Origin of the sequence: Cesiribacter sp. SM1 (assembly GCF_020178975.1) — a bacterium.
Lineage (GTDB): Bacteria > Bacteroidota > Bacteroidia > Cytophagales > Cyclobacteriaceae > Cesiribacter.
Window position 1 is genome coordinate 236,556 of the sequence record NZ_JAHXBU010000092.1, and the last position, 24,342, is coordinate 260,897.

Consider the following 24,342-nt stretch of genomic DNA (forward strand, 5'->3'; position numbering starts at 1 on the left):
AATTGGTTACGCTCCCTAATTTATATTTCAACCATGCAAAACACCAGCAGGCTATGTGTGTAAGGCGGCCTGTATGGATAATACAGTGGATTTTCGGTCTTAAAGAAACAACAGCATATTCCTAATATTCAAAGCAAACCCAGCTCCTGGGCTTTGCTCATCAGTTCGGCAACATTGTTAGCAGATAGTTTTCGCAGCAGGTTGGCCCTGTGGTTCGATACGGTGTACTCACTTACAACCAGCTTTTCTGCAATCATTTTGGTACTAAGTCCTTTAGATAAAAGCTGCAGCACTTCTGTTTCCCTCGGGGTTAGCCTTATTTCCGTTTTCTGGTTCAGCAAGCGCAGGGCCCTGAATGCTTTACTATACACCGATTCACTGAAATATTCCTTTCCTCTGGCAACAGCCTGTATGGCTTTCACCAATTCTTCACTTACAGTTCCTTTGGGTAAAAAGCCAATGGCCCCTACCTGCATGGCTTCCATAATATATTCTTCTTTATCCTGCATGGTTAAAAAAAGCACATTTGTTTTCGATTGGTGCTGCGAGAGTGCCCTGGCTACTTCTATTCCATTCATTACAGGCATGGAAATATCACACACCAGCACATCCGGCTGGTGAAGGTTTACAAGTCCTACCGCCTCCAGCCCGTTACAGGCCTCTGCTACTATTTTGATGCCTGCATTTTGCTGCAATATGAGCTTTAAGCCTTCTCGTACAATGCCATGATCATCGGCCAGAATAACTGATATTTTCGGACTTGTATCCGTCATAGATTAGCTGTTGATAGGTAGTATTACATTTACCAGGCAGCCGCTGCCCGGATTGCTTTCAATCAGGAATTTACCATTCAGCGTTTCTGCCCTGTATTGCATGTTCAGTAACCCAAAGCCTTTTTCCAGGCGCTTCATTTTTTCAGCCGGACTGAAACCTACCCCATCATCCTCCACCATGATCAGCAAATATTCATCCTGTTTTATAAGCTGCACCGATATATTAGCTGCATCAGCATATTTCACGGCATTACCGGTAGCTTCCTGTACAATCCTGAAGGCAGCAATCTCAAGCTCCTGGCTGAACCTTTCTCCCTGTAAATCACAATAGTAATAAAAATCTGCTGTTCCTACACCTTTAAATCTTTCAATCAGCTGGCGAATACCCGCTTCTAGTCCATAATCCTGCAGCACCAGGGGCATCAGGTTGTTGTTGATACGGTTAATTTCATTGATGATATGATCTACAGACTGTCTGGTTGCTGATGAAGCTTTCTCCATGGAGAGCTGTATCTTCAGCACATTGAGGTGCTGGCCAATACCATCGTGAAGCTCCCGGGCAAGACGTTTACGCTCCTCCTCCTGCCCTCTCAAAAAAGCGCCTGACTGGTTTCGTTGCTCTGCTATCTTAAAGTTGAGCATTTCTACTTCTATTCTCCTGATATGTTCTGCAGTTAACTTTCTTTCAGTTATATCCTGATGTGTGCCAACCACCCGGATAGGTTCGCCTTGTTGGTTCCAGTCGAGCACTTTTCCGCTGGTTTGCACCCACCGCCAGTCACCTGCCCGGTTTTTTGTTCGGTATTCATGCTGAAAATATCCTCCGGGGTTCTGCAAAAACTCTTCTATCACCTGCTGGAAAACAGTCTGATCCTCGGGGTGAACCTGCCGGGCTATCCCCTCAATGGTATCCTGTAACTCCCCGGGTTCAAAACCCATGATCACCGCCCAGTGCTCATTCATTACTACTTTGCCCGAAGGCACCATCCAGTCCCACATGCCGAGGTTTCCACCAATCAGGGCCAGCTCCAGCCTTTGCTTTTCTTCTGCCAGCTTTTGTATAGTGCCAATACGCTCTGTTATATCCCTGATGATAACAGTAAAAAACTTTTGCTCGTTTACTTCCAGCTGTGATATGGAAGCTTCTATCGGAAACTCAAAGCCGCTGCTCTTCAGACCATAAGCCCTGGAGGAGCCAGTGCTCATGATGCGGCTGGTCTGATCTGTTTCACTGAAAGCCTTTACGCGCCTGCTATGATCTCCCCTATACCTTTCAGGCATCAGCATGTTCATGTTTTTGCCCAATACCTGCCCCGCACTGTATTCAAAAAGCTGCTCGGCTGCTCTGTTGAACATAACAATATCATGCTCTATGTTAACCGTAATAATGGCATCCATGGCGGAGGCTATAATACCTTCCATGCGCAGGCGCATTTCTTCCAGCTTGCGCTCGGCCTGGGTTCTCTGCCTTCGGTTATTGGTTTCACGCATGGCTCGCTCCACTGCTGGTATCAGGCGGCTAAGGTTTTCCTTCATCAGGTAATCTGTAGCGCCGGAACGAATAGCCTCTACTGCGGTTTCTTCTCCTATTGCACCAGATATGATGATGAAAGGAATATCCAGTTCACTTGCACTGAGAATAGATAAAGCCTCCATGCCGCTGAATTGTGGCATCTGGAAATCAGAGATGACAATATCCCAGGATTGTTCCTGTAAGGCAGCTGCCATTGCTGCTGCCGACTGTACCCGCTGGTGCTCAAGTTTATACCCGGCCCTGTTAAATTCCCTGAGCAGGAGCAGTTCATCATTTTCTGAGTCTTCTATTAAAAGCAGTTTCAGCTTTTGCATAGGGGCTGGTTACTGTTAAAAATGTTTTGGCGTAATATTGAATTTTAGCCAGTACAACGACAGGTTCCTGATTACCTGATCGAAATTATCAGAATCTACCGGTTTGCGGATATAACTGTTAATACCAAGAGAATAGCACTCCAGCAGGTCAGTATTTTCTTCTGAAGTTGTTAGTACTACTACAGGTAAAAAGCGGGTACTGTTATGTTCCCTTATTCTTCTGATTACCTCCAGCCCGTCAATCTTCGGTAGTTTTAAATCCATCAGCACAAGTGCCGGCATTTTATCTAAATCACGCCCCTGGTAATCGCCGGTGCAAAACAGGTAGTCAAGGGCCTCGGCTCCGTCACGAACTACCACAACATCACAATTGGCTTGTTGCTTTTTGAAAGCACGTAGTGTAAGGGCAATATCATTGGGGTTATCTTCAACCAGCAGTATCATAATAAGTTAAAAAAGTGTGAAATAGAAGGTAGCACCTTTAGCAGGTTCTGCTTCTGCCCAGATCTGGCCTCCGTGCTTGTGAATAATTCTCTGCACTGTAGCCAGTCCAACGCCTGTTCCTTCAAATTCAGTCTCTCTGTGCAGGCGCTGAAAAGCTCCAAATAGCCTGGCTGCATATTTCATATCAAAGCCTGCACCATTGTCTTTCACAAAATACACAGTTCTTCCACCGCTTTCCATACTTCCAAACTCAACCCTGGCAAGTTCTGTTTTACCGGTATATTTCCAGGCGTTGTTCAGCAGATTTTCCAGTGCAATGCGTATGAGCCGAACATCTGCCTGAGCATAAAGCCCTGGCTGCACCTTTACATGTACTTCCCTCCCCGCCTGCTGTTGGTTCAGTTCGCTCACCAGTTCAAGTACGAGTTTACTGATATCCACGTTTTGTTTTTTCAGTTCGGCGCGTGATACCCTGGAGAGGTTCAGCAAATCATCGATGAGCTGCCCCATCTGTTGCGTAGAACTGCGGATTCTGTTCAGAAAATCTTTGCCCTCCTCATCAAGTGCGCTTTCATAATCTTCCAGAATTGCTTTGCTAAAGCCATCGATGCTGCGCAGCGGAGCCCTTAAGTCATGAGAAACGGAATAGGAGAATGCTTCAAGTTCTTTATTGGTAGCCTCCAGCGCTGCAGTGCGCGCTGCTACCTTTTGTTCAAGTTCTGTATTGATTGCTCTAATTTTAGCCTCATATGCGCTTTGCTCACTGATGTTGCGGATGTAGCCCACCACATAGGGAGTATCGTTATAGTAAAGACTGCTTAATGTTAATTCTACGGGTATCAGTTGGCCAGCAGAATTTTTGTGCACCGTTTTAAAGGTGTGGGTTCCATTACGACTGATCTCACTGGTTATGGAACCAGCTTTTTCTAAATCTAGGTTTATATCGAAATCCAATACCCCAACACCTATCAGTTTATCTTCTGGTAAGCCAAAATGATCACAGGCGGCCTTATTTACATATTTGAATTTCAAATCATCAGGCGTTATCCAATAGATAGGATTTTTGATGTTATCTATCAGATATTTATAAAAACGAAGGGATGCCTCCGTCTTTTTAAAGTCACTGATGTCCTGTTGTATTCCGATCATTCTTATGGGTCTTCCCTCCTTATCACGCTTAACTACCTTACCACTGTTCAGTACCCATAACCATTCTCCTGCTTTTGTTCGGGCCCGTCGTTCTGTGCGGTAGTATGGAATTTCACCAGCTAAATGTTTATCCAGCATTTCAGTGATCTGTGCTGCTTCATCAGGGTGAAGTGTTTTTCTAAAGCCCTGCAATGGTAATATATTTTCATATTCCGCTTTGGTGTAGCCCAGCATCTGCGCACAGCGTTCATTGACAGTAAGCCTGCCATTTTGCAGATCTCTGTCCCAGATCCCCAGTTCTGCTGCCCACAATGCTAACTCAAGCCTTTCTTTTTGTTCCAGCAGTTCCTGTTCGGCATTCTTTAACGATGAAATATCCTGCAGCACCCCGATTACACGCTGCGGCTCTCCCTTATGATTACGCTCTACCAGCTTTCCACTGCCTGTGGTCCACAGCCAGTCTCCTGTTTTTTTCTTCAGTCGGTGTTCAAAAGTAACATAGTCTGTTTTACCGGATAAATGCTCCTCAAAGGACTTCATCGCCACTGGCAGATCATCTGGGTGGGTTAAGTTTTTCCAGGTTTCAAAACTCTCCTCTAAATCTCCGGCTGTGTAACCCAACATAGAGTACCAGCGATTGCTCCATAGTGATTTACCGCTGGGTACATCTAAATCCCAGGTTGCCAGCTGGGCACCGTTCAGGGCCAGTTCAAGCCTTTCTTTTTGCTGCTTTAGCTCCCGCTCGGCAGTATGTACCGCTGTGTTATCAACAGCAAAAACAACTAATCCCCTGTGAGCAGGATATATCCTTACATTAAAATGTAATTGCTTGCCTGCTATCTCCTCCTCAATCTCTGTTTGTGCAGCCGTACCACTCTTAAGCACCTCCTGTAGCACTTCTAGTGAAGGAAAAAGGCGAAGCCTGGGCTTAAGGGCAAATAAATGCTGCCCCATTGCCTGGTTGGAGGAAATACCCGTACTCTCTTCGCAAACTTTATTCCAAAAGGTGATCCGGAGTTTTTCATCCAGGGCATAGAATACATCCTCCACACTATCTGCAAGATGTTTGTATTGCTGCGCACTCTCCTGCAAGGCCTGCCTGGATAATTCTTTTACAGACTGGTTTGCCCGGTATAATCTTTCGTTAGCAGATTGCAGGGCATCATTAGAAGCTAACAGCTCTTCATTTACAGCCCTGGTTGCTGCGTTAGCAGCAGATAAGTCTTTGTTGAGCTGCTCAATTTTTAGCTGTTGCTCCTGTTGCTTTGTTTCGTTAGCCAGAAATTCACGACCATACACAAAAAGTATGGTGGTGAACAGAAAGGTGTAGCATACCGAAAACAGAATAAAGCCCAGCTCAACGCTAAACTGCTCAAGTTGAAAAAACCAGATAACGAGGCTGCTCAATGCAATAGGTAACATTAGGGCTGCCAGAAATAACCGCCGCACTAATAATGCACTCCAGCCTGAGCCTGTTAATATGCGTACGAAGCCCTGGTCGGGATATAAGAAAAAAGAGCCTGCCGCCAGCACAACGAAGCATACGGCAGTGTGGGGTGCCATTTGCGAATGTTTTTCTATGCCAACAAGACCATTCACCCGATAGAGATAACCCAGCAAAGAAGCAAAAATAACCAGCAACACGAGCAGTGATACCAGCTGTGCTTTACCATAAGCCGGAACAGGTTTTCTGTTATACAAGTAAAAAGACAGAGACAGCAGCAAAAAGCTCATGACAGCATTTACAGATGATCTCCCGGGATAGTAGCCAAACTTTGCAGCCTGACTGTCAGCAAACAGTAACTGGTCTACCCCCAGGTTTATACCGCTTACATACTCTAACAGAATAATACCGTTCAATAACACAACTACTACCGCTAATGCTACTCCAACACGGGGGAAGTTTACCAGATAAAGCATGCAGCCAGTCAACAGCAGGCCAATAGCAGTGTTTACCCGCATGGGTGGGTAATCGGGTAAAATACTTTTAACCGAATCTACATCAAAGCACCAGCCCAACAATACAATAACAGCAACAGCTGCTACTAATAACCCACTGCCCCTTGCAAACCTGTGGATCAGGCTGATCAATGCAGAATTTGTTTTGTACATGCTTTAAAATTTGGCACTCTTTGAATCAAACGATAAAAAAGCAATTTATCCGTTCCAGAAACCGTAAGCGGAAATGATAAGAACAGCTACAGCAACCATACTAATATAAATTTCAGAGCCTCATATAGTTAGAATTAACTATAAACACACCCCCTATTTCTATTGATAGTTCTGCAGTTACTATTCACTAACAGGGATATGACTACAAGACGCTATTCCCACAGCGCTGTTCCTTAGATATCTTTGTTATCACCATTATTTATCTGATTCCCAGAGCTCCTACATGGAAAAGCTTAGCATTGCAATTCAGGAAAACGGATCAAAACCTGCCGATAGCAAGTGCGCAATGGCAAAGGTGGTTATAGTAGAAGATGAAATTATAGTAGTTTATATTCTACAAAAGCTGCTTAATAAAGATAATCACGACATCGTTGATATTGTTTCCAGCGGCGAAAGTGCCATTGAAACCATAAATAAGTGCAAACCGGATATCATCATCATGGATATTTTCCTGAAAGGTGAGTTGAATGGAATCGAGGCTATGGAGGAGATCAGGAAAACCTCTGAGGTACCCGTTATTTATACCTCCTGTATAGAACATGAAGCAACCATAAAAAGAGCACTGGAAGTAAGAAATTCAAGATTCATCAAAAAGCCCATCACCAGCCAGGTGCTTGATGAGACTATCCGGGAGCTGGTGGGCAATAAAAGCTACTGGGAAATTCAGTGATCAATTAAGCCTTTCTAATCCTCTCTTTATCTCAAATCAATGAATAGGAACAGTTTTGTTGAAGTTGGTAATACTGCAGCAATTTCTACTGACACAGCTGAAACAGACCTATCAAAATTATTAGCATATACTGCTAATAACACACATACAGATAACAGCTATGTGGCACAAGAAAAGCCGAACCCAAACCGGAAACACTGCCCTACTGCAATATCAGCTATTTTAAGTTTTTCAACTTTAGATAAAAGAGAAATCATGGGTAAAGAAAACCCATCAGCAAGAACACCCAAAAGTCAGCCTTTGCCAGAACAGGCATATTCAGAACGCACAATCAATGCTGTTGTAAAGCTTGTGAAGCGCACAGGCGAACTTAATGATGCACGCATCAGGGCAGAAAACATCATAGAAGCAGCGCTTGATGCCATTATTACGGTAGATCATGATTTTTATGTGGTACAGTTCAACAGGGCAGCTGAAAAAATGTTTGGTTACACCCAGGAACAGGTAACAGGCACCTCTTTCTTTCAATTGCTGCCCCGGCACAACTGCAGGAACCCCTTTCTGAATAGTTTTGAAGCTATTGAAGCAGTAGGAACCACAACAGAACAGGGATCGCATCTGACGCTTACTGGCCTACGGGCAGATGGCAGCGAGTTTCCGTTCGAGGGCTCGATTTCTTCTGCTGTTGTAAACAAAAAGACATTCTATTCTATCATTATTCGTGATATTAGCGAAAGGCTAAAGGCAGAAAAGCTCGAAAAAGAACTAAACCTGCAGCTGCTTCACCAGAACGAACGACTACAGCAGTTCGAATTTATGGCCTCACACAACCTGCGTGGTCCGGTGGCCACCATCCTTGGCCTTACACAGTTGCTTCAACTAAACACCAGCCCTAACCTGGTACAGCAAGAGCAGGTTGTTAGCTATCTACAGCAATCTGCCCTTAAGCTTGATAATATCATTAGAGATTTGCAGCAGATACTGGATCATCAGCACCGGGCCGATCTGGTAAAAGAAGAACTTGCTGTATGTGATATCGTAACTCAGGTGTGCCAGGATTTGAAAGAGGCGATTACAAGCACCAATACAACCATTAACAGTGACTACAGCAGAGCCAGCATGCTGTATGGTACCAGAACAAGCCTAAGCAACATTTTTTACCAACTGATTTCAAATGCCATCAAATTCAGGAATCCTGCTATAAAGCCTGAAATCAGGATAGAAACCTATGAGCGCGATGGGTATATATATGCAACAATTACTGATAATGGTCTGGGGCTTGATATAAACAGGTATGCTCATAAACTTTTCAGCCCCTACAGCCGCTTTCACACCCATGTAGAGGGTAAAGGCCTGGGACTCCATGTGGTACGTACGCTCTTAAGACAAATGGGGGGAGACATCAGAATTGACAGTAAGTTAAGGGCAGGAACAAGCTGTACCATATTTATTCCCCTGCACCAGTAATACTATTATCTTCGCTAAAAACTCCTGGAAATATGAAACTAAGGTATACACTTAGTAGAAGTGAAAGCATCCGTAAAAAAGACGAAGAGCTGCGTAAATTTGCAGAGATCATTGCTAATGCTACAGATTTTGTACAGAACATTTAAAGTGGCAGACTGGATGCAGGCATCACTGCGGAACAAAATGAACTGCTAAGTGCCCTACTGGAAATGCGGCAACGCATGACAGAAATAAAACAGGAAGAAGAAGAGCGGAGATGGTCTGTAGAAGGTTTAGCCAGGTTTGTTGAAATTTTACGTAACCACAACCAGGATATTGACAATCTCTACAACGTAATACTGGCAGAGCTTATCAAGTACCTGAAAGCCAACCAGGGCAGCCTGTTTGTATTGAATGCTGAATCGGATGAAGATAGTTACCTAAGCATGGTTGCCTGTTATGCCTATGACAGACGAAAATTCCTGAGCAAAAGAGTTGAACCGGGAGAAGGGCTTGTTGGGCAGGTATACCTTGAAAAGGAAAGTATTTATCTAACTGATATTCCTGCTGATCACATACAGATTACCTCCGGTTTAGGAGCATCGGGCCCACGTTGCCTTTTAATAGTGCCGCTAAAAGTAAACGAACAGATTTTTGGTGTAGTTGAGATTGCCTCGTTCACACCCCTGCTACCTTACCAGCGGGATTTTATAGAAAAGTTAGGAGAAAGTATCGCAGCCACCATATCGAGCGCTAAAATTAATGAGCGTAATAAATCTTTGCTGGAGCTCTCGCAACAGCAAACAGCAATTATGCGGGAGCAGGAAGAGGAAATGCGCCAGAACCTGGAGGAGCTTTCTGCTACACAGGAGCAAATGCAGCGCAGAATGGATGAGAGCCTTTCTATACAGCGTGAACTCGATGCACGCATGCAGGTGCTCAGTAAGGTTGCCCTGCTCACAGAATCTGATCTCTATGGCAGCATTACCTATGTAAACGATAAGTTCTGCGAGGTTTCCGGCTGGAGCCAGCAGGAAGTTTTAGGTAAACCCCACAGCATTTTGAGGCACCCCGATAATCCGAAGGAATTCTACAAGGAGATGTGGGCTACGATTAAAAACGGGCGTATGTGGCAGGGCCGCTTTCCGAACAGGGCAAAAGACGGCAGTACTTACTGGGTTGATTCAGCCATAGCACCGGTAATGGATCAGACAGGCAAACCCCACAAATACATTGGTATTCGTTTTGATGTTACTGATCAGGTAAATAAAGAAAAAGAGCTGGAAGAGTTGCTCAATGAAATGCAGCAGAACAGAGAGGAGCTGCTGGCACAGGAAGAAGAACTCAGGCAAAACCTGGAAGAAATTATAGCCACCCAGGAGGAGCTTCACCGCCAGTTAAACGAATCTCAACGGCTTCAACGAGAAGCTACAGCCCGTGAGAAAGTATTCAATCTTACAACCATTCTTTCTGAGGCCGATGCGTACGGTACCATTATCTATGTAAACGATAAACTTTGTGAGGTATCTAAGTACAGCAGGGAAGAACTTATTGGTAAACCGCATAGCATATTCAGAGATCCGCAAATGCCCAAAGCATTATTCAGGCTTATGTGGAGCACCATTAAAAAGGGGGAAGCGTTCAGGGGGATTATTAAAAACAGGGCAAAAGATGGTACCCACTACTGGGTGGATGCTGTTATCTCTCCTGTACTGAATGAAGAGGGCAAACCTGGCAAGTATATTGGCACACGCTATGTTATACCTGATGACACACTGGCTGAAATGCTCTTCAACAGAATGATAGAAGAGTTGGAAATCCATAGTCAGGAAAAGTATTGAACAAACTACAACCAATAATATGGCCCTGCCGTGAGGCCGTGAAGTTACATCTCAACAAATAGTTAATATTAAACAACCCTGGTGCAAGTGATGAGTGAAAAGGAACGGTTGAATGCTCTTTATAACTATGCAGTTCTGGATACAGAACAGGAAGCAGAATTTAACAACATTGTACAGCTGGCAAGCCAGATTTGTAATACCCCTGTATCACTTATCACACTCCTTGATTCCAACAGGCAATGGTTTAAGGCCAGGGTTGGAGTTGATATACCAGAAACTCACAGAAATATTTCTTTCTGCACCCATGCCATAGAAGAGCATGGTATCATGGTCGTTCCTGATGCTACCAAAGACGAACGGTTTGTCAATAACCCACTGGTAACAGGTTTTCCGTTCATAAAATTCTACGCAGGGGCACCGCTTGTAACTCCCGCTGGCTATGCACTGGGTACTTTGTGTGTAATAGACCAGCAGACACGTGAATTAACGCAAGAGCAGCTTTTTGCACTTCAAACATTGTCGCAGCAGGTTGTTTCCCAACTGGAACTACGGCAAAAGGTAAGGCAGTTAAATGCCATTGTGGAAACAAAGAATAAAATACTATCTGTAATCTCACATGATGTAAAAGGGCCTCTCAATAATATCAAGCAGTTGCTGAGCCTTTTTCTTGCAGATGATGTGCCGCTTGAAGACATGAAAATGTTATCTGCAGAAATTCAGAACAGAATTGATAAGGCAGACTATTTATTATCAGATCTGTTAAACTGGTTTCAATCGCAGGTTGATGACGGTGCTGGAAAATTCGAGGAGGTAAAGCTTGCGGCCTTGGTGGATGAGCTACTAGTCGAAAATTCTGTACAACTCCAGCAGAAGAACAATGTTGCGTTGAATACCATTCATCCTGCTTTTACAATTGTTGCAGATGTGAACATGATGCGGTTTGTTCTCCGGAACCTGCTTGTGAATGCCTGTAAGTTTACCAGCGGTGGTTTAATTACCATTTCGGCTCAAAAAGACGATGATGGCGTACAAATAAGCGTAAAGGATACCGGTACCGGAATAGAGGCAAAAAGGCTTGATAATCTTTTTACCTGGAATAAATTAAAATCAACAGCCGGTACTCAAAACGAAAAAGGACACGGACTTGGATTGCTGCTTTCGCAGGATTTTGTTCGCAAGCACCAGGGCTGTATAGAGATTTTAAGCGAAGCAGGCATTGGAACAGAAGTAAAAGTAGTTTTACCTCTATTAGAAAAAAAAGTAATACCTGAGCCTAATCTTCTTCAGACCGAACCTATGATAAAATAAAATAAATCAACCTAAAACTTAGGGTTGATCGGTCTGGTGGGAGATGACAAACTGGATAAGCTCCTCCACTGGTACCCCTGCCCTTTCGCTTGCATCTGCTATATCATCCCTGGATACCTGGGCGGCAAAGGTTTTATCCTTCAGGCGTTTCTTTACCCCTTTCACCTCCATGCCTTTGTATGCTTCGGGTCGCATGAGCGAATAGGCATGGGTAAAGCCTGATAATTCATCGAAAGCATATAGCATTTTGTCCATATCGCTCCGTGGCTCCACACCAAAGTAGCGCGGACCATGTGAGGCTATTGCCCGGATAATGGCTGGATCGAGCTGGCGCCGCTCAAGTTCTTCAATAATCCGGCGGCAGTGCTCTTCCGGCCACTGGTCCCAGTCGGCATCGTGCAGCAAGCCGGCCAGGTACCATTTATGCTGCTCCTCTTCGGGTAAATTCAGTTTTTCCCCTGCCCAGGCTTTCATCAGCTGTGCCACCTGCCGCATGTGCAGTTTTAGCCGGTCGTTCTTTACCCAATCATTGAGCAGGGCTTCTGCTTCTGCTGTAGTTAGTACATTACCTGCATTGGCAGAATCACCAAATTCTGTGCGGCCCAGGTTCAGGGAAGTATCTGGCATGGATAAAGAATAGTTATTCGTTAGCAGTCTTTATTAAATACCCCTAAAAATATAAATGCACAGTTACTGATCAAATACAAAAGTTTTAAAATCGGGCACATTCAGGTTAAAGAAGCCTTTGCCGCCTACAATATTGCTGGGATAATGCACTGGCTCACCCAGAAATTCCATAAAGTTATGCCGGTTATCAAGCCTAATTTTCATAAACTCATAGTACTCCTCGCTGATGTTGGAAAGTGATACTACAATGGTATCTCCGGGATCATACACCCGGGGAATTACCCTGTGCTGATCTGTAAATCCCTCCCCTGGTACATCATAGTCATCTATCAGTTCAGTATGTGCCCGGGGATTGATAAAATTATGGATGATGTGTTCCCGGCGAATCTCCTGCACCCCCATCAGATACCAGTTCTTTTCCCGGGGGTCCTCAAGAGAATAAGTCAGGTGAGCAAGGGTATCGCCTTCCTCGTTGTAGTAAAGATCTGCGTTGATTTGTTCAAACTTAACCTTCTTCTGCACTACAGCTGAGGCATGAACCGCTCCCAGTGTTTCACTGCTTACATGCAGTTCATATGTTTCTCCCTCTTCAAACGGAATGTTTACACCACCATATACACCATACCCCATGTTGCTCAACTCATAGCTTCCTCCAGGTCCGCTGATGCTAACGGTTGCATCTCTTACAGCTATTTGTTCTACCAGTTTCAGGGGGTCGCTATCATCGGTTACTTCCAGAGCTCCAAAGGTTTTGGTTAAAAGCACAAGCAATGTTTCTTCCTCCAACATTTGTGTTGCAACCACTATTTCGGGTTTTACAACAGGTATGTTTTTAACCTCCAGCGGATCGGGTATGCAGGAAGACAGCAGCATGAGCAACAGCGTTATACAGGCCCCTGCGCGAAAAGATGTTAAGTAACTACTAATTGTAAAATTCTGAAGCATATACTACAGGCTAAAACCTAAACTCACAAAAGGAAGCAATCCAAACAAACCGGGCTGTGTGTAATGCAGCGTACCGCTACTCTCATCTTCTTCTATAAAAATACCAATAGGGCTTGCCCTGTTATACATATTGTTAACACCGGCAAATACATGCCACTGAATTCTTGTGTGTGGATTGCTGGTAAATTTTATTCCCAGGTCGAGCCGGTGCGTGTCGGATAGCTTTACCTGGTTTATTTCTGCGAAAACCGGTATCAGGTCTACGCCGGCCATGCTTGGTGCAGGTATTACATACTGGCCGATAACGGGAGTAAACCTGGCTCCCGAAATGTACTCCCACACCATTGAGGTTGACCATCGCCTGCCAAGTTTATACTGCATTACCAGCGCCCCGTTATGCCTGCGATCATATCGGGCAGGAAACCAGTCTCCCCGGTTAATTTCATTATATTGCCGCCACGACCATGAAAGCGTGTAGCTCAGCCAGCCAGTTAGCCTTCCTGCCTCTTTGCGCAATAAGAATTCTGTGCCGTAGGCCCGCCCCTGTCCCTGGATCAGCCTTGACTGAAAATCTGAATTGAAGAACAGGTTGGTACCTTCTTCGTAGCCAATAAGGTTACCGAGTGATTTATAGTAGCCCTCTACGCTCAAAAACACATTGTGGCCTTTCAGGTATTTTTGCCAGGCAGCAGAAACCTGGTGAGAGAGTTGCGGGCGTACGCTGTCGGTAACCGGGTACCAGATATCAGTAGGAGAAGAAACTGCAGAATTGGAAATCCTGTGCAGGTACTGAACCATTCTGGAATAGCTTAATTTAAGCGACTGCTGCTTGGGCAGGGAGTATCTTAATGAGATGCGGGGTTCCGGTGTAAAGTACTGTTTATCTTTCACCAGACCTAAAGATCCCCTGAAGCCAGCATTCACGAGTATTTTATTGTTCAGGCTCCATTCCTGCTGAACATAGGCAGATAGTTCATTTGCTATTTTACCCCCTGTGGAGCTGCTCTCCAGCAATTCAGCAATATTACCGGCAGAATTAACGATACTGGGGCTTATCTCATGCCTGGCCCACTCCACGCCAGTAGTGATCCTGGCATCTTTCCAGACAGAATCTTTCATGAAGGTTATTTTAGCACCATAATCTTCTATATCAGAAAAAGCTACCAGCTGATTTTCTTCATAAACATTGCTGATATCATATTTATACGCAGAGCGGGTGAGGGTTAAATCACTGTTCCATCCCCGGGGGTAACGGTGTCGCCATTGTAGCGATTGGCTGGAGTTGCCGGAAACATAGGTAGTACTAACGCCCCTGCCATCATTATCGCTGTCCTTGTAGCGGTCAAAGATATCTTCACCAGTGTAGTAGCTGAAATTAACCTGATCGCGCTTTCCCAGCTTAAAAATGAGCTTTCCGTTCAAGTCATAAAAATAATAGGGAAGCTCTTCGCCAATGGTTTTAACTACCTGATCAATGTAGGTTCTGCGGCCTGCCAGCCATATACTGGCCTTGTTCTTGATCAGGGGTTGTTCTACATATAAGCGCGAAGCCAGCAAGCCAACCTCCCCGGAGATGCGGGTTTTCTTGGCTATACTGCTATTGGTGCTTATATCAAGTATAGAAGACAAACGGCCGCCATATTGCGCAGGGAAACCACCGTTAATCGATTCAACTTTCTCCAGCATATCAGGATTGAACACTGAAAGGAATCCAAACAGGTGACTGGTGTTGTAAATAGGTGCACCATCCAGGAGTACCAGGTTCTGGTCTGCAGCACCACCACGCACAAAATAATCGGAACTTCCCTCCACGCCCCTGCTGGTACCGGGCAGTAACTGTATGGTTTTGATCACATCGGCTTCGCCGCCCAGTACAGGTAAAAAAGCAATGTCTTTTTTCGAAATCGTATGCGTACCCAGGCGGGTAGTCTGCACGATATCCTGCTGCGAATAACGGTTCGCCGTAATTACTACTTCCTGCAGGTGTGCTACCAGGGGGGAAAGTTTAAAGTGAATGGTGGTATCATTGTTTAGCTCTGCCACCTTTATCAGCTTCTCAAATCCGGTATAGGATATGATGATGTTGTTCCTGCCTTTGGGAACCCGTGCAGTAAATGCTCCATCCACATCTGCAGGAGCTATTGTACTATCAGGAAGTATCATGACTACTGCAAAGGGCAGGGTAACGCCGTGATTATCCTTTACAATCCCATTGAGTCTGACTGTTTGAGCAAATAAAGCAGCCGGAAACATAAAGAGCAACAGAAGCAAGCAGTTTGGCAGTGTTACTACTGCCGCCATGTATATCTTTGCCTGATTGTAAAGTTTCATCATAGATTTCCCCGCTCCAGTTCTGTTTTATCTTACCGAGACTCTTAGGATCAATGAACTTATTATAAGAAGAGCCCTATTATTAAATATTGAAAAGCAATTCCAGGGTTTTGAAAAAATGAAGTTTTCTTCTAAAAAATCTCACCTGCCATACTTTCTATAGTACTCTACGGGAGTAGGAGCTCTTATGATAGCATCATTGACAAGAATTAACGTATTTTTACGGAGAAAAACTATATATTCTCCATCATTCTTTGCATTTATACCGCATGCAGTTTTCCTCCCTTGGTTTATCAGAGCCGCTTTTAAGATCACTGGCCAGTCAGAAATTTGAGCAGCCTTTTCCTATTCAGCAGGAGGCAATTCCTGCTATACTGGCTGGCAAGGATATTTTTGGTGTGGCACAGACAGGTTCTGGTAAAACAGCTGCTTTTGTATTGCCCATTCTGGAGCTGCTGCAAAAAGCAGGCCCGGCAAAAAGCAGGTATATTAAAGTACTGGTGCTGGTACCAACGCGGGAGCTTGCTGCCCAGGTAGCTGATGTATTTAAGGAGTTTAGTAACGGTCTGTCTAGGAGAATAAACACACTGGCTGTTTATGGCGGCGTATCAATCAACCCGCAAATGATGGCACTGGCATCTGCAGAGATAGTGGTTGCTACGCCTGGCAGGTTGCTGGACCTGGTCTCATCAAATGCCGTACATCTGTCGGCAGTTGAAATGCTGGTGCTGGACGAAGCCGATAAGATACTAAACCTGGGATTTCAGGAAGAAATTGATAAGATCTTTGCACTTCTGCCCCCCAGGCGACAGAACGTACTTTTTTCGGCTACCATTGGTGATGATGTGCGCAATATCAAGGAAACCCTGCTGCGTGATCCGCTGCTGATTGAAGTTGGGGAGGAAAACCAGCAACATGAGCTGATCAGCCAGGTAGCCTATCTCGTAGCGCCTGAGCGGAAAGGCCCTTTACTGAGATACCTTATCAAACAGCACAACATGCAGCAGGTACTGGTATTTACCTCATCCATCAGAACTGCAGATAACCTTGTTGGCAAGCTTTCGAAAAACGGGATTCAGGCCTCCTCCCTCCACAGCCAGAAAAGCCAGGGTGCAAGAACTGAAGTGCTGCAAAAATTCAAAACCGGAAAGCTTAGGGTGCTGATCGCAACAGACCTTGCTTCACGGGGTATCGACATTGAAAAGCTGCCTTATGTAATTAATTTTGAGCTGCCACGCTCACCAAAAGATTATGTGCACCGGATAGGACGTACCGGCCGTGCCTCAGCAAAGGGCGAAGCCATCACCATTATTACGGCAGAAGACCAGCATCATTTCGGTGTAATCCAGAAAAAAATGGGCAAGAAGGTATCGATAGTAGAAACAGACGATCTGGACCTGAAGGGCTACTGACAGTTATCTTATAGTAATAGCTTGATTTCTAAGCATTAGCTTTGAATGCTTACTAAAAATAGGGTTTCTTTGTTGTTCTATGCAATTGTTCATCACATCACTGAATTCGGGAAGCAACGGCAACTGCTATTATGTAGGTAATGAGCAGGAGGCAGTGTTGATAGATGCAGGAATATCCTGCCGGGAGACTGAAAAAAGGCTGAAGCGCCTGGGACTTTCAATGGACAAGGTTAAGGCTATTTTCGTATCGCATGAACATTCCGACCATATCAGGGGTATACCCGTTCTGGCAAAAAAATACCAGCTGCCTGTTTACATTACACCCGGCACTTTGCAGCATGCACGCTTAAGCCCGCATAACCCCCTGGCAATCCCTTTTGAGGCTTTTGAAACTGTTCAGGTTGGCGAACTTTGTGTTACAGCTTTTCCTAAATTCCACGATGCTGCCGATCCACACAGCTTTGTTGTTAGCTGTGGTGGTACAAACGTTGGTATTTTCACTGATATAGGCGCTCCATGCGAAAACCTGATCCATCATTTCAGGCAATGCCATGCTGCCTTCCTGGAAGCTAACTATGATGATGCCATGCTGGACCAGGGTCATTACCCTTACTTTCTGAAGAACCGCATCAGGGGCGGGCACGGGCACTTATCTAACAAGCAGGCACTGGCGCTCTTTACTGCTTATAAGCCTCACTACATGAGCCATTTGCTGCTGTCGCACCTTTCTAAAGACAACAACTGCCCGCAGCTGGTTAAAGAAATATTTACAGAACATGCAGGAGATACTGAAATTGTAGTAGCCTCCCGCTTTGAAGAAACCCCCGTTTTTACGGTTTGCTGCGATGATGTACCCTTAAAATCTGTAACCATTAAACATAGAGTACCATCAGGGCAACAATCCCTGTTTGATTAAACATAAAGTAAAAGCCTGGCAGTTGATTAAAGACAACTGCCAGGCTTTTTGGATACATGAGCATGATCTTTAGATTGAGCGTGGGTATGGCTTTGAGAAATATGCTACTGCCAGTTCTGTTAAGCCCACTGCCAGATGCGGAACCCAGCTTTTTTTACGGAAGCCAAACAGGAATGGTGAAGCGGCCATCAGGGCACCATTGATATAGTCCAGCTGAAGGTGCCTTGGCATACTCATTTTCTTTTTAACACCCAGTTCATATTTGGTGAATAAGCTCTGCACAATAACACCGGCGCCCATGATCATTGGCAAATAAGTTTCCATGCCCCTGTTTTTCCTGCTGCTGAAAACCAGCGGCAGTGCAATCAAAGATGCAGCTGTAGCATAATCGATAATTGCATGTGTTTTAGAAGGTATTATATTGGTGTTCATCTGTTTAAAAAATTATAGATTCAACATACTTTATAATACCCGCTCTGCAGAAAGAAGTTTTAACCGTTACTGAATATTGTTGAAATTATATCAGCCCCTGGTCAAAGAAGTTTATCTGGTGTAATGGGTAATTTGGTGATGCGTTTGCCCGTAGCATGGTACACCGCATTGGCAATGGCCGCCGTAAAGCCAATCAGGGGAATCTCTCCAATACCCTTTGCTCCCATCGGATCAACAATTGGGTCTTCCAGGTCTGTGAAAATAACATCAATGTCAGGCACATCTGCGTTAATGGGCACATGGTAATCTGCCAGATCATTGTTGAGGTGCCTGCCAAAGCGGTGGTCAATAATACCTTCCTCCATCAGTGCTATGCCTATACCCCATACAACAGAGCCATACACCTGGCTTTCGGCAGTTTTGTGATTCATGATTTTGCCTGCATCTACTGCAGATACCACCTTTGCTACACGAACCTCGCCGGTAGCAGCATGTACACGCACCTCTACAAAGTTTGCACAAAAGGATTTGCTGGAGAATTCATCCAGTTCAGGTCCTCCTCTGGATTCCCTGCTTACTTCCAGTTCTTTTAGGGCATGCAATTCAAGTACATCCGCATAGCGAAGGCTGGCATTTCCAGTCTTAGTTTTCAAGGTGTTTCCTTCAAAAAACAAGTCTGCTGCCTGGGCGCCATACAAAGGTGAACCTGGCTGGTTTACTGCCAGTTCCTGCAGCCTTTGTTTCAGGTCTGTACACACTTCGTATACGGCAGAACCAACAGAGGCAGTGGTGTGTGAGCCAAACTGTCCTGGTGCATACGGAAAAACGGAGTTTCCCCACTCAAATCTCACTTTCTCCATTGGTAAGCCTAACCTATCTGCGGCTATCTGGGTAAAAATAGTAGCAGAGCCAGGACCTACATCTGCGACAGCACTTCTTAGCAAAACACTGCCATCAGCCAGCAGTTTTACCCTGGCTTCGGCCCTGTCGCGTGCTGCCTTGTAAATACCAGAAGCCATACCCAGGCCTACAAGCCATTCTCCTTCGCGCATGGATCGCGGTTCCGGATTACGCCTGCTCCAGCCAAAGCGTTCTGCTCCTCGCTCATAGCACTGCAACAGGTAATTGCTGGACCAGGGCTTATCATTCTCCGGGTCTTTTTCAGCATAATTTATTTTGCGCAGTTCCAGCGGGTCCATTTTCAGGGCATAGGCCAGCTCATCCATGGCAGATTCAAGTGCAAAAGAACCGCTTGTTTCTCCAGGGCCGCGGGTCCAGCATGGGGTGCTCATATCCAGTGATACAAGCTTATAGCTGGTATCCATATTAGGGCAGCTGTACATCGACTTGGTGGGATCCAGCAGCCGTTCCGTAAACTGCTCATAGCGTGATGTAAAGCCGCGTGCATGATGGGCAATTCCCAGCAGTTTGCCTTCTGCAGTAGCACCTACCGAAAAATACTGAACAGAGGCTGGCCGGTAGCCTACCATGTTAAACACCTGGTCACGCATTAGCATAACTTTTACCGGCCGGCCTGTTACTTTAGCTCCCATGATAGCGGCCATCTCCTGCGGCCATAAACGGGAAGAGCTGCCAAAAGCACCACCAACAAAAGGAGAATGCGCCTCAACGTTTTCTTTCTCCAGGTCAAATGCCTTACTGATCTCTTTCTGAGAAATTTTAGTTGCCTGTGTTTTATTATAGACTTTAACTTTCTTATCTCCCTCCCATAAAGCCGTGGTAGAATGGGTTTCCATTGGATTATGCACCTGAATAGGGGTATGATACTCCTGCTCTACCAGCACAGGGGCCTCTTTGTAGGCATCAGGCCTTCCCCTTTTATGGTCTTTCTGATCTGCGGGGGTAAAGGCATCATCAAGATTATCCCTCAAGCTGGTGTTATGCAGTTCCTTTTCATAACCTATACTCACCAAGAAAGCCCCATGTACCGCCCGCTCGTAGGTATCTGCCACCACCAGGGCCACAGGCTGAAAGTTGTGCAGGATCTTATCATCATAAAATAATCTGAACTCCTGCCCGTATACCCGTGAGCCTTCATTGTTTACAGAAGCCTCGTACCCTGGCACTTCTGGCGCGTTCTCATGGGTTACAACAGCCAGTACACCCGGGGCTCTTTCTGCTGCTTTGGTGTCTATTTTGCTGATCCGGCCCCTGGGAATACTACTGGTTACCAATACGCCATGGGCTACTCCCGGCAAATTATATTCTGCGGCATAACGGGCTACTCCTGTAACTTTCAGTTGTCCCTCTACCCTGTCGAGCCTATCGCCCATTACTACTTTACGCATGCTGCTTGTCTGAATTAAGGGGTTAAACGATTCCTGCTGCTGTTTTCAGTGCATGAACAATGGTTTCGGGGGCCATTTTAATTTTGTAGGCATTATGCTCAAAAGCCCTGGCTCCCTCCATGGCCACTGCTGCCGCCTGCCTGAAAGATGCTTCTGATACAGGCATGCCCTTCAGCGTCTTTTCTGCCTTAAACAAACGCCATGGTTTGTGTGCTACGCCTCCCATGGCCAGACGCGCCTCCCTGATGCTGTTATTGCTGATATCCAGGGCAGCTGCAACAGAAACAAGTGCAAATGCAAAAGAGGCTCTTTCGCGCACCTTCAGGTAACAGGCATTTCTGGCAAATGGAGCATCGGGAATAAAAACCGAGGTGATCAGCTCATTTTTATGGAGGTTTGTATCCTTTTCCGGCTGTTCTCCCGGCAGCCGGTGAAAATCTGTAAAAGCTATGCTTCTCTCGCCTTTCGGACCACTTACCTGCACAGTTGCATCTAGTGCGGCTAAGGCCACGCTCATATCACTGGGATGTACTGCAATGCATTTATCGCTGAAGCCGAAAATGGCATGCATCCTGTTTACACCATCCAGGGCACCACAACCTGTGCCTGGTTCTCGCTTATTGCAGGGCAGGGCTGTATCATAAAAATAGTAGCAGCGGGTACGCTGCATCATGTTACCCCCCACCGTAGCCATATTCCGCAGTTGAGCAGAAGCACCAGAAACCACAGCCTGTGAAAGCAGGGGATATTTTTCTTTTATAAGCTTGTGTTCTGCCAGGGCTGTGTTAGTTACAAGTGCACCTATGCGAATGCCCCCATTTAGCTGCTCAATGTTATGTAAGGGCAATTGGTTAATGTCAACCAGCTTTTGGGGAACCACTACATAGCGCTTCATCAAATCGAGCAGATTGGTGCCACCGGCAATGAACATGGCATTGTTATCTCGGGCCAGTGCATCAATGGCTGCTTTTTGTTGCTTTGGCCTTACATACTGGAATGGGATCATACTTTTTTCCCTCCTTTTTTAACCGCTGTAATGGCTTTTATAATATTTGGATAGGCCCCGCAGCGGCAAATATTGCCACTCATGTACTCCCTGATCTCACTCTCGGAATTTGCGTGCCCTTCGCGTATGCAGGCTACACCAGACATGATCTGCCCGGGTGTGCAGTAGCCGCATTGAAAACCGTCGTACTCGATAAATGCTGCCTGCATGGGATGCAGTTCATCCCCTGTCGCCAGGCCTTCTATGGTGGTGATCTTTTTACCTTCCTGCATTACGGTGAGGCTAAGGCAGGAGTTGATCCGCTGTCCATCTGCATGCACGGTACAGGCACCACACTGGCCATAATCGCAGCCTTTTTTAGTGCCGGTTAAATCCAGCTGTTCCCGCAACAGGTCCAGCAGGGTTGTTCTTGGTTCAACAGAGAGCTTTTTAAGCTCACCATTTATTTCCAGGCTTAGCGGTACCTTCTCAAACTGATCTGCCACTTTCTCATCCAGCCCGGCTTCTGCGGCCTTAACCACTGCCGGAGGTGCCAGGGCCAACGCAGTCAGGAGTGATGATTGTTTCAAAAATGTGCGGCGGGCTTCATTATACTTTTTATCAGTTCTGCTTTCGGGTAAAATTTTACCTGAATTTTCTTCCTTTGCCATAAGGTTCTCGTTGCTGCTACATAGGATTAAATCATTTGCCCTTAACTTTGTTGCAACAATCTTTCTGTTAGCCATTTAAGCAATACAGAAAGAACCAACATACAAACCATCAATTACTTTGATACAGCTGATCAGAATTATAAGACTGCTCCTACTATCTGTTATCTTTTTTACCGCCTGCAATTCTGAAAAAACTGCAGATGAAGGCCAGCAGCAGAACTTCGTGGATAAAAGTGCTGAAGTACGGGTAGTGGTAGGCGATTCAGCTCATTTAAGCGCACCTCAGTTTATTACCACGCCTCCCCTGCCCCAGTCAGTATCTTTTGCCGGCGAAGCGGTACCCCTGCACAAAAGCGATGTAAGGGAGGCACTGGAGAATGAACTAACGGTCAATATGTTTCGCCATTCGCGCACCATGGTGGCACTCAAGAATATTGAACGCTGGAGACCGCTTGTAGAACAAACACTAAGAGAAAATGGTGTGCCAGCCGATTTTATTTATCTGGGTGTGGCAGAAAGTGAGCTTGACAATAATGCTGAATCTTATGTGGGTGCCACTGGTATGTGGCAGTTTATGGAAGCTACTGCCAAAGATTTTAACCTCCCGATAAACAGGGATGCCGATATGCGCCGAGACCCAAAGCTTTCCACGGAAGCCGCCTGCAGATACTTTAAATGGGCCTATGAACAATTTGGTGACTGGACCCTGGTTGCAGCCTCTTACAACAGAGGTGTAAGTGGCATACAAAAGGCGCTGAAAGATCAGCAGGCTGATAGCTTTTATGATCTGCACCTTAACCAGGAGACGGCGCGCTATGTATACCGGATACTGGCTTTTAAACTTATTCTGGAAAACCCCGAAGCCTATGGCTACTTTTTAAAGCCTGAAGAGCGATACCAGCCCTATGAATACAATGTAGTTACGGTAGATGAGGATATAGATGACCTGGTAAGCTTCGCTAAAAGCCACAACACCACCTATAAAGAGCTGCGTTTGCTAAACCCCTGGTTCAATAACACAAGCAGTTATAAACTCAATGTTCCCAGGAAAACCACTTATGAAATAAGAATTCCTGCTGCTTCGCCAGGCAATCTTCAGTGATTAGTGGCCAGGTAAAGCAGCTTTACTTACTTAAACATCAGCATTAATGCCACACTTCCTCAACTTCCCTGTTATTTAAAGCCTGAATGTGGCGGGCATTATTTCCTTCAAGTCTGTTTAGTTTTTCAATCTGCTCTGCTGAGGCCTCAAATACATGCTTCAGCACCAGCCAGTTTACCGATTCGGTATAAGGATGGGTTGTTAAAGAGCCTATGTAGTGGTAAAAGCTGCCGAAATTGTCTTTGATCAGGTTATTGACATCTATGAACTTATCTGCCAGCACAATGGTCTGCCCTTCTTCCTGTGGCAGGTTTTCCATAAACTGGCTTAAGAAAGGATTCTCTTTGCCTGCCTTAAATAACAGCCCCACCACCAGGTATTGCGGATTTTGAGCTTTGCTGCCTTCTTCATAAAATACGTGTACCAGGTGCATCTCCAGCGGATAGGTGATGCCATCTACCAGGTGTTCTGAAGGGGTATGAAAATGAAACTGCTGTAGATCAAACTGCTGCTGATCTATCTGGATGTAGCTCCCCTCGTCATACACTAACTGAACAGTATGCCCCAGGTTCTTCATCACTTCCTTCGACTGCCTGTACTTCAGTGCAATATTATGCCGCGTATCATGAGCCTCTCCGGATATGATGTTGATAGGAGACTGCATCTCTCCATGGCCTACTTCGGGACTTAGGTAGTGATGTTGCCCCAGATGAGTGTTAGCAACAGTATGTGTGCCCTGATGTAGGGTGTGGTCACTAAAGCCGGTTATAGTTCCTTTCTGGCTCTCAAATTGTCCGCAAGCACAGGATAGCACTGCTAAACATAAAACATATGCCTTTTTCATGATAATGCCTGCTGCCCTGATAGTGGGAATCAGCGGGTCAATTTTAAATCAGCTTAAGATGCGGAACGCTGACTTTGCTCAGGAATGAACATGAGTTTTTCTGGTTTTTCAGGCATA

At 45.4% G+C, this 24,342-nt stretch carries 19 protein-coding genes; 7 read left to right on the top strand and 12 right to left on the bottom strand.

The features are described from left to right. Positions 1-128: 128 nt before the first annotated feature. Genes KWJ01_RS20745 through KWJ01_RS20760 form a run of 4 tightly spaced genes read right to left on the bottom strand, consistent with a single transcriptional unit; the run spans position 129 to position 6,326 of the window. Positions 129-773 carry a response regulator transcription factor gene (locus KWJ01_RS20745; protein ID WP_224999028.1) on the bottom strand — a complete coding sequence of 215 codons (645 nt, stop codon included), beginning with the start codon at positions 771-773 and terminating at the stop codon, positions 129-131. A 3-nt stretch (positions 774-776) separates the two neighbouring features. Next, on the bottom strand, positions 777-2,621 hold the full coding sequence (locus KWJ01_RS20750) for a PAS domain S-box protein (RefSeq protein ID WP_224999029.1): 1,845 nt from the start codon (positions 2,619-2,621) through the stop codon (positions 777-779). Between the two features lie 15 nt (positions 2,622-2,636). Next, complete coding sequence (locus KWJ01_RS20755) at positions 2,637-3,065, bottom strand: response regulator (protein ID WP_224999030.1); 429 nt, start codon at positions 3,063-3,065, stop codon at positions 2,637-2,639. Positions 3,066-3,071: 6 nt separating this feature from the next. Next, on the bottom strand, positions 3,072-6,326 hold the full coding sequence (locus tag KWJ01_RS20760; RefSeq protein WP_224999031.1) for a PAS domain S-box protein: 3,255 nt from the start codon (positions 6,324-6,326) through the stop codon (positions 3,072-3,074). Positions 6,327-6,609: 283 nt separating this feature from the next. On the opposite strand from KWJ01_RS20760, the gene KWJ01_RS20765 reads away from it, so the two are divergent. From KWJ01_RS20765 to KWJ01_RS20780, 4 genes are all read left to right on the top strand, one after another. Further along, a complete protein-coding gene (locus tag KWJ01_RS20765; RefSeq protein WP_224999032.1) occupies positions 6,610-7,056 on the top strand; it encodes a response regulator in 447 nt (148 codons plus the stop codon). A gap of 255 nt (positions 7,057-7,311) precedes the next feature. Next, positions 7,312-8,523, top strand: coding sequence for a PAS domain S-box protein (locus KWJ01_RS20770; protein WP_224999033.1), 1,212 nt, complete (start codon positions 7,312-7,314; stop codon positions 8,521-8,523). 221 nt (positions 8,524-8,744) lie between these two features. Continuing rightward, entirely contained in the window at positions 8,745-10,343 is a 1,599-nt protein-coding gene (locus tag KWJ01_RS20775; RefSeq protein ID WP_224999034.1) for a PAS domain-containing protein, read from the top strand. Between the two features lie 90 nt (positions 10,344-10,433). Beyond that, positions 10,434-11,651 (top strand): GAF domain-containing sensor histidine kinase, encoded by a 1,218-nt coding sequence (locus KWJ01_RS20780; RefSeq protein ID WP_224999035.1) that lies wholly within the window; start codon positions 10,434-10,436, stop codon positions 11,649-11,651. An 18-nt stretch (positions 11,652-11,669) separates the two neighbouring features. On the opposite strand, the gene KWJ01_RS20785 is transcribed toward KWJ01_RS20780, so the two are convergent. The 3 genes from KWJ01_RS20785 to KWJ01_RS20795 all read right to left on the bottom strand — a co-directional run bounded on the left by KWJ01_RS20785 (position 11,670) and on the right by KWJ01_RS20795 (position 15,557). Then, positions 11,670-12,278: an HD domain-containing protein gene (locus KWJ01_RS20785; protein WP_224999036.1), complete on the bottom strand. Its 609-nt coding sequence runs from the start codon at positions 12,276-12,278 to the stop codon at positions 11,670-11,672. A gap of 63 nt (positions 12,279-12,341) precedes the next feature. Continuing rightward, entirely contained in the window at positions 12,342-13,151 is an 810-nt protein-coding gene (locus KWJ01_RS20790) for a DUF4249 family protein (protein WP_224999037.1), read from the bottom strand. A 75-nt stretch (positions 13,152-13,226) separates the two neighbouring features. Continuing rightward, a complete protein-coding gene (locus KWJ01_RS20795; protein ID WP_224999038.1) occupies positions 13,227-15,557 on the bottom strand; it encodes a TonB-dependent receptor plug domain-containing protein in 2,331 nt (776 codons plus the stop codon). Between the two features lie 266 nt (positions 15,558-15,823). Between KWJ01_RS20795 and KWJ01_RS20800 the strand changes: the two genes are divergently transcribed. Beyond that, a complete protein-coding gene (locus KWJ01_RS20800; RefSeq protein WP_224999039.1) occupies positions 15,824-16,966 on the top strand; it encodes a DEAD/DEAH box helicase in 1,143 nt (380 codons plus the stop codon). A 79-nt stretch (positions 16,967-17,045) separates the two neighbouring features. Beyond that, positions 17,046-17,882 carry an MBL fold metallo-hydrolase gene (locus KWJ01_RS20805; protein ID WP_224999040.1) on the top strand — a complete coding sequence of 279 codons (837 nt, stop codon included), beginning with the start codon at positions 17,046-17,048 and terminating at the stop codon, positions 17,880-17,882. A gap of 69 nt (positions 17,883-17,951) precedes the next feature. On the opposite strand, the gene KWJ01_RS20810 is transcribed toward KWJ01_RS20805, so the two are convergent. The 4 genes from KWJ01_RS20810 to KWJ01_RS20825 all read right to left on the bottom strand — a co-directional run bounded on the left by KWJ01_RS20810 (position 17,952) and on the right by KWJ01_RS20825 (position 22,279). After that, positions 17,952-18,314 carry a hypothetical protein gene (locus KWJ01_RS20810; protein ID WP_224999041.1) on the bottom strand — a complete coding sequence of 121 codons (363 nt, stop codon included), beginning with the start codon at positions 18,312-18,314 and terminating at the stop codon, positions 17,952-17,954. A gap of 101 nt (positions 18,315-18,415) precedes the next feature. Beyond that, positions 18,416-20,623 (bottom strand): xanthine dehydrogenase family protein molybdopterin-binding subunit, encoded by a 2,208-nt coding sequence (locus KWJ01_RS20815; protein ID WP_224999042.1) that lies wholly within the window; start codon positions 20,621-20,623, stop codon positions 18,416-18,418. A gap of 22 nt (positions 20,624-20,645) precedes the next feature. After that, a complete protein-coding gene (locus KWJ01_RS20820) occupies positions 20,646-21,629 on the bottom strand; it encodes a xanthine dehydrogenase family protein subunit M (protein ID WP_224999043.1) in 984 nt (327 codons plus the stop codon). Then, on the bottom strand, positions 21,626-22,279 hold the full coding sequence (locus KWJ01_RS20825) for a 2Fe-2S iron-sulfur cluster-binding protein (protein WP_224999044.1): 654 nt from the start codon (positions 22,277-22,279) through the stop codon (positions 21,626-21,628). The genes KWJ01_RS20820 and KWJ01_RS20825 overlap by 4 nt, the downstream gene beginning before the upstream one ends. 118 nt (positions 22,280-22,397) lie before the next feature. Between KWJ01_RS20825 and KWJ01_RS20830 the strand changes: the two genes are divergently transcribed. Beyond that, positions 22,398-23,381 (top strand): lytic transglycosylase domain-containing protein, encoded by a 984-nt coding sequence (locus KWJ01_RS20830; RefSeq protein WP_224999045.1) that lies wholly within the window; start codon positions 22,398-22,400, stop codon positions 23,379-23,381. A 43-nt stretch (positions 23,382-23,424) separates the two neighbouring features. Here the strand turns inward: KWJ01_RS20830 and KWJ01_RS20835 are convergent, their stop codons facing one another. Continuing rightward, positions 23,425-24,225 carry a carbonic anhydrase family protein gene (locus KWJ01_RS20835; RefSeq protein WP_224999046.1) on the bottom strand — a complete coding sequence of 267 codons (801 nt, stop codon included), beginning with the start codon at positions 24,223-24,225 and terminating at the stop codon, positions 23,425-23,427. Positions 24,226-24,342 lie beyond the last annotated feature (117 nt).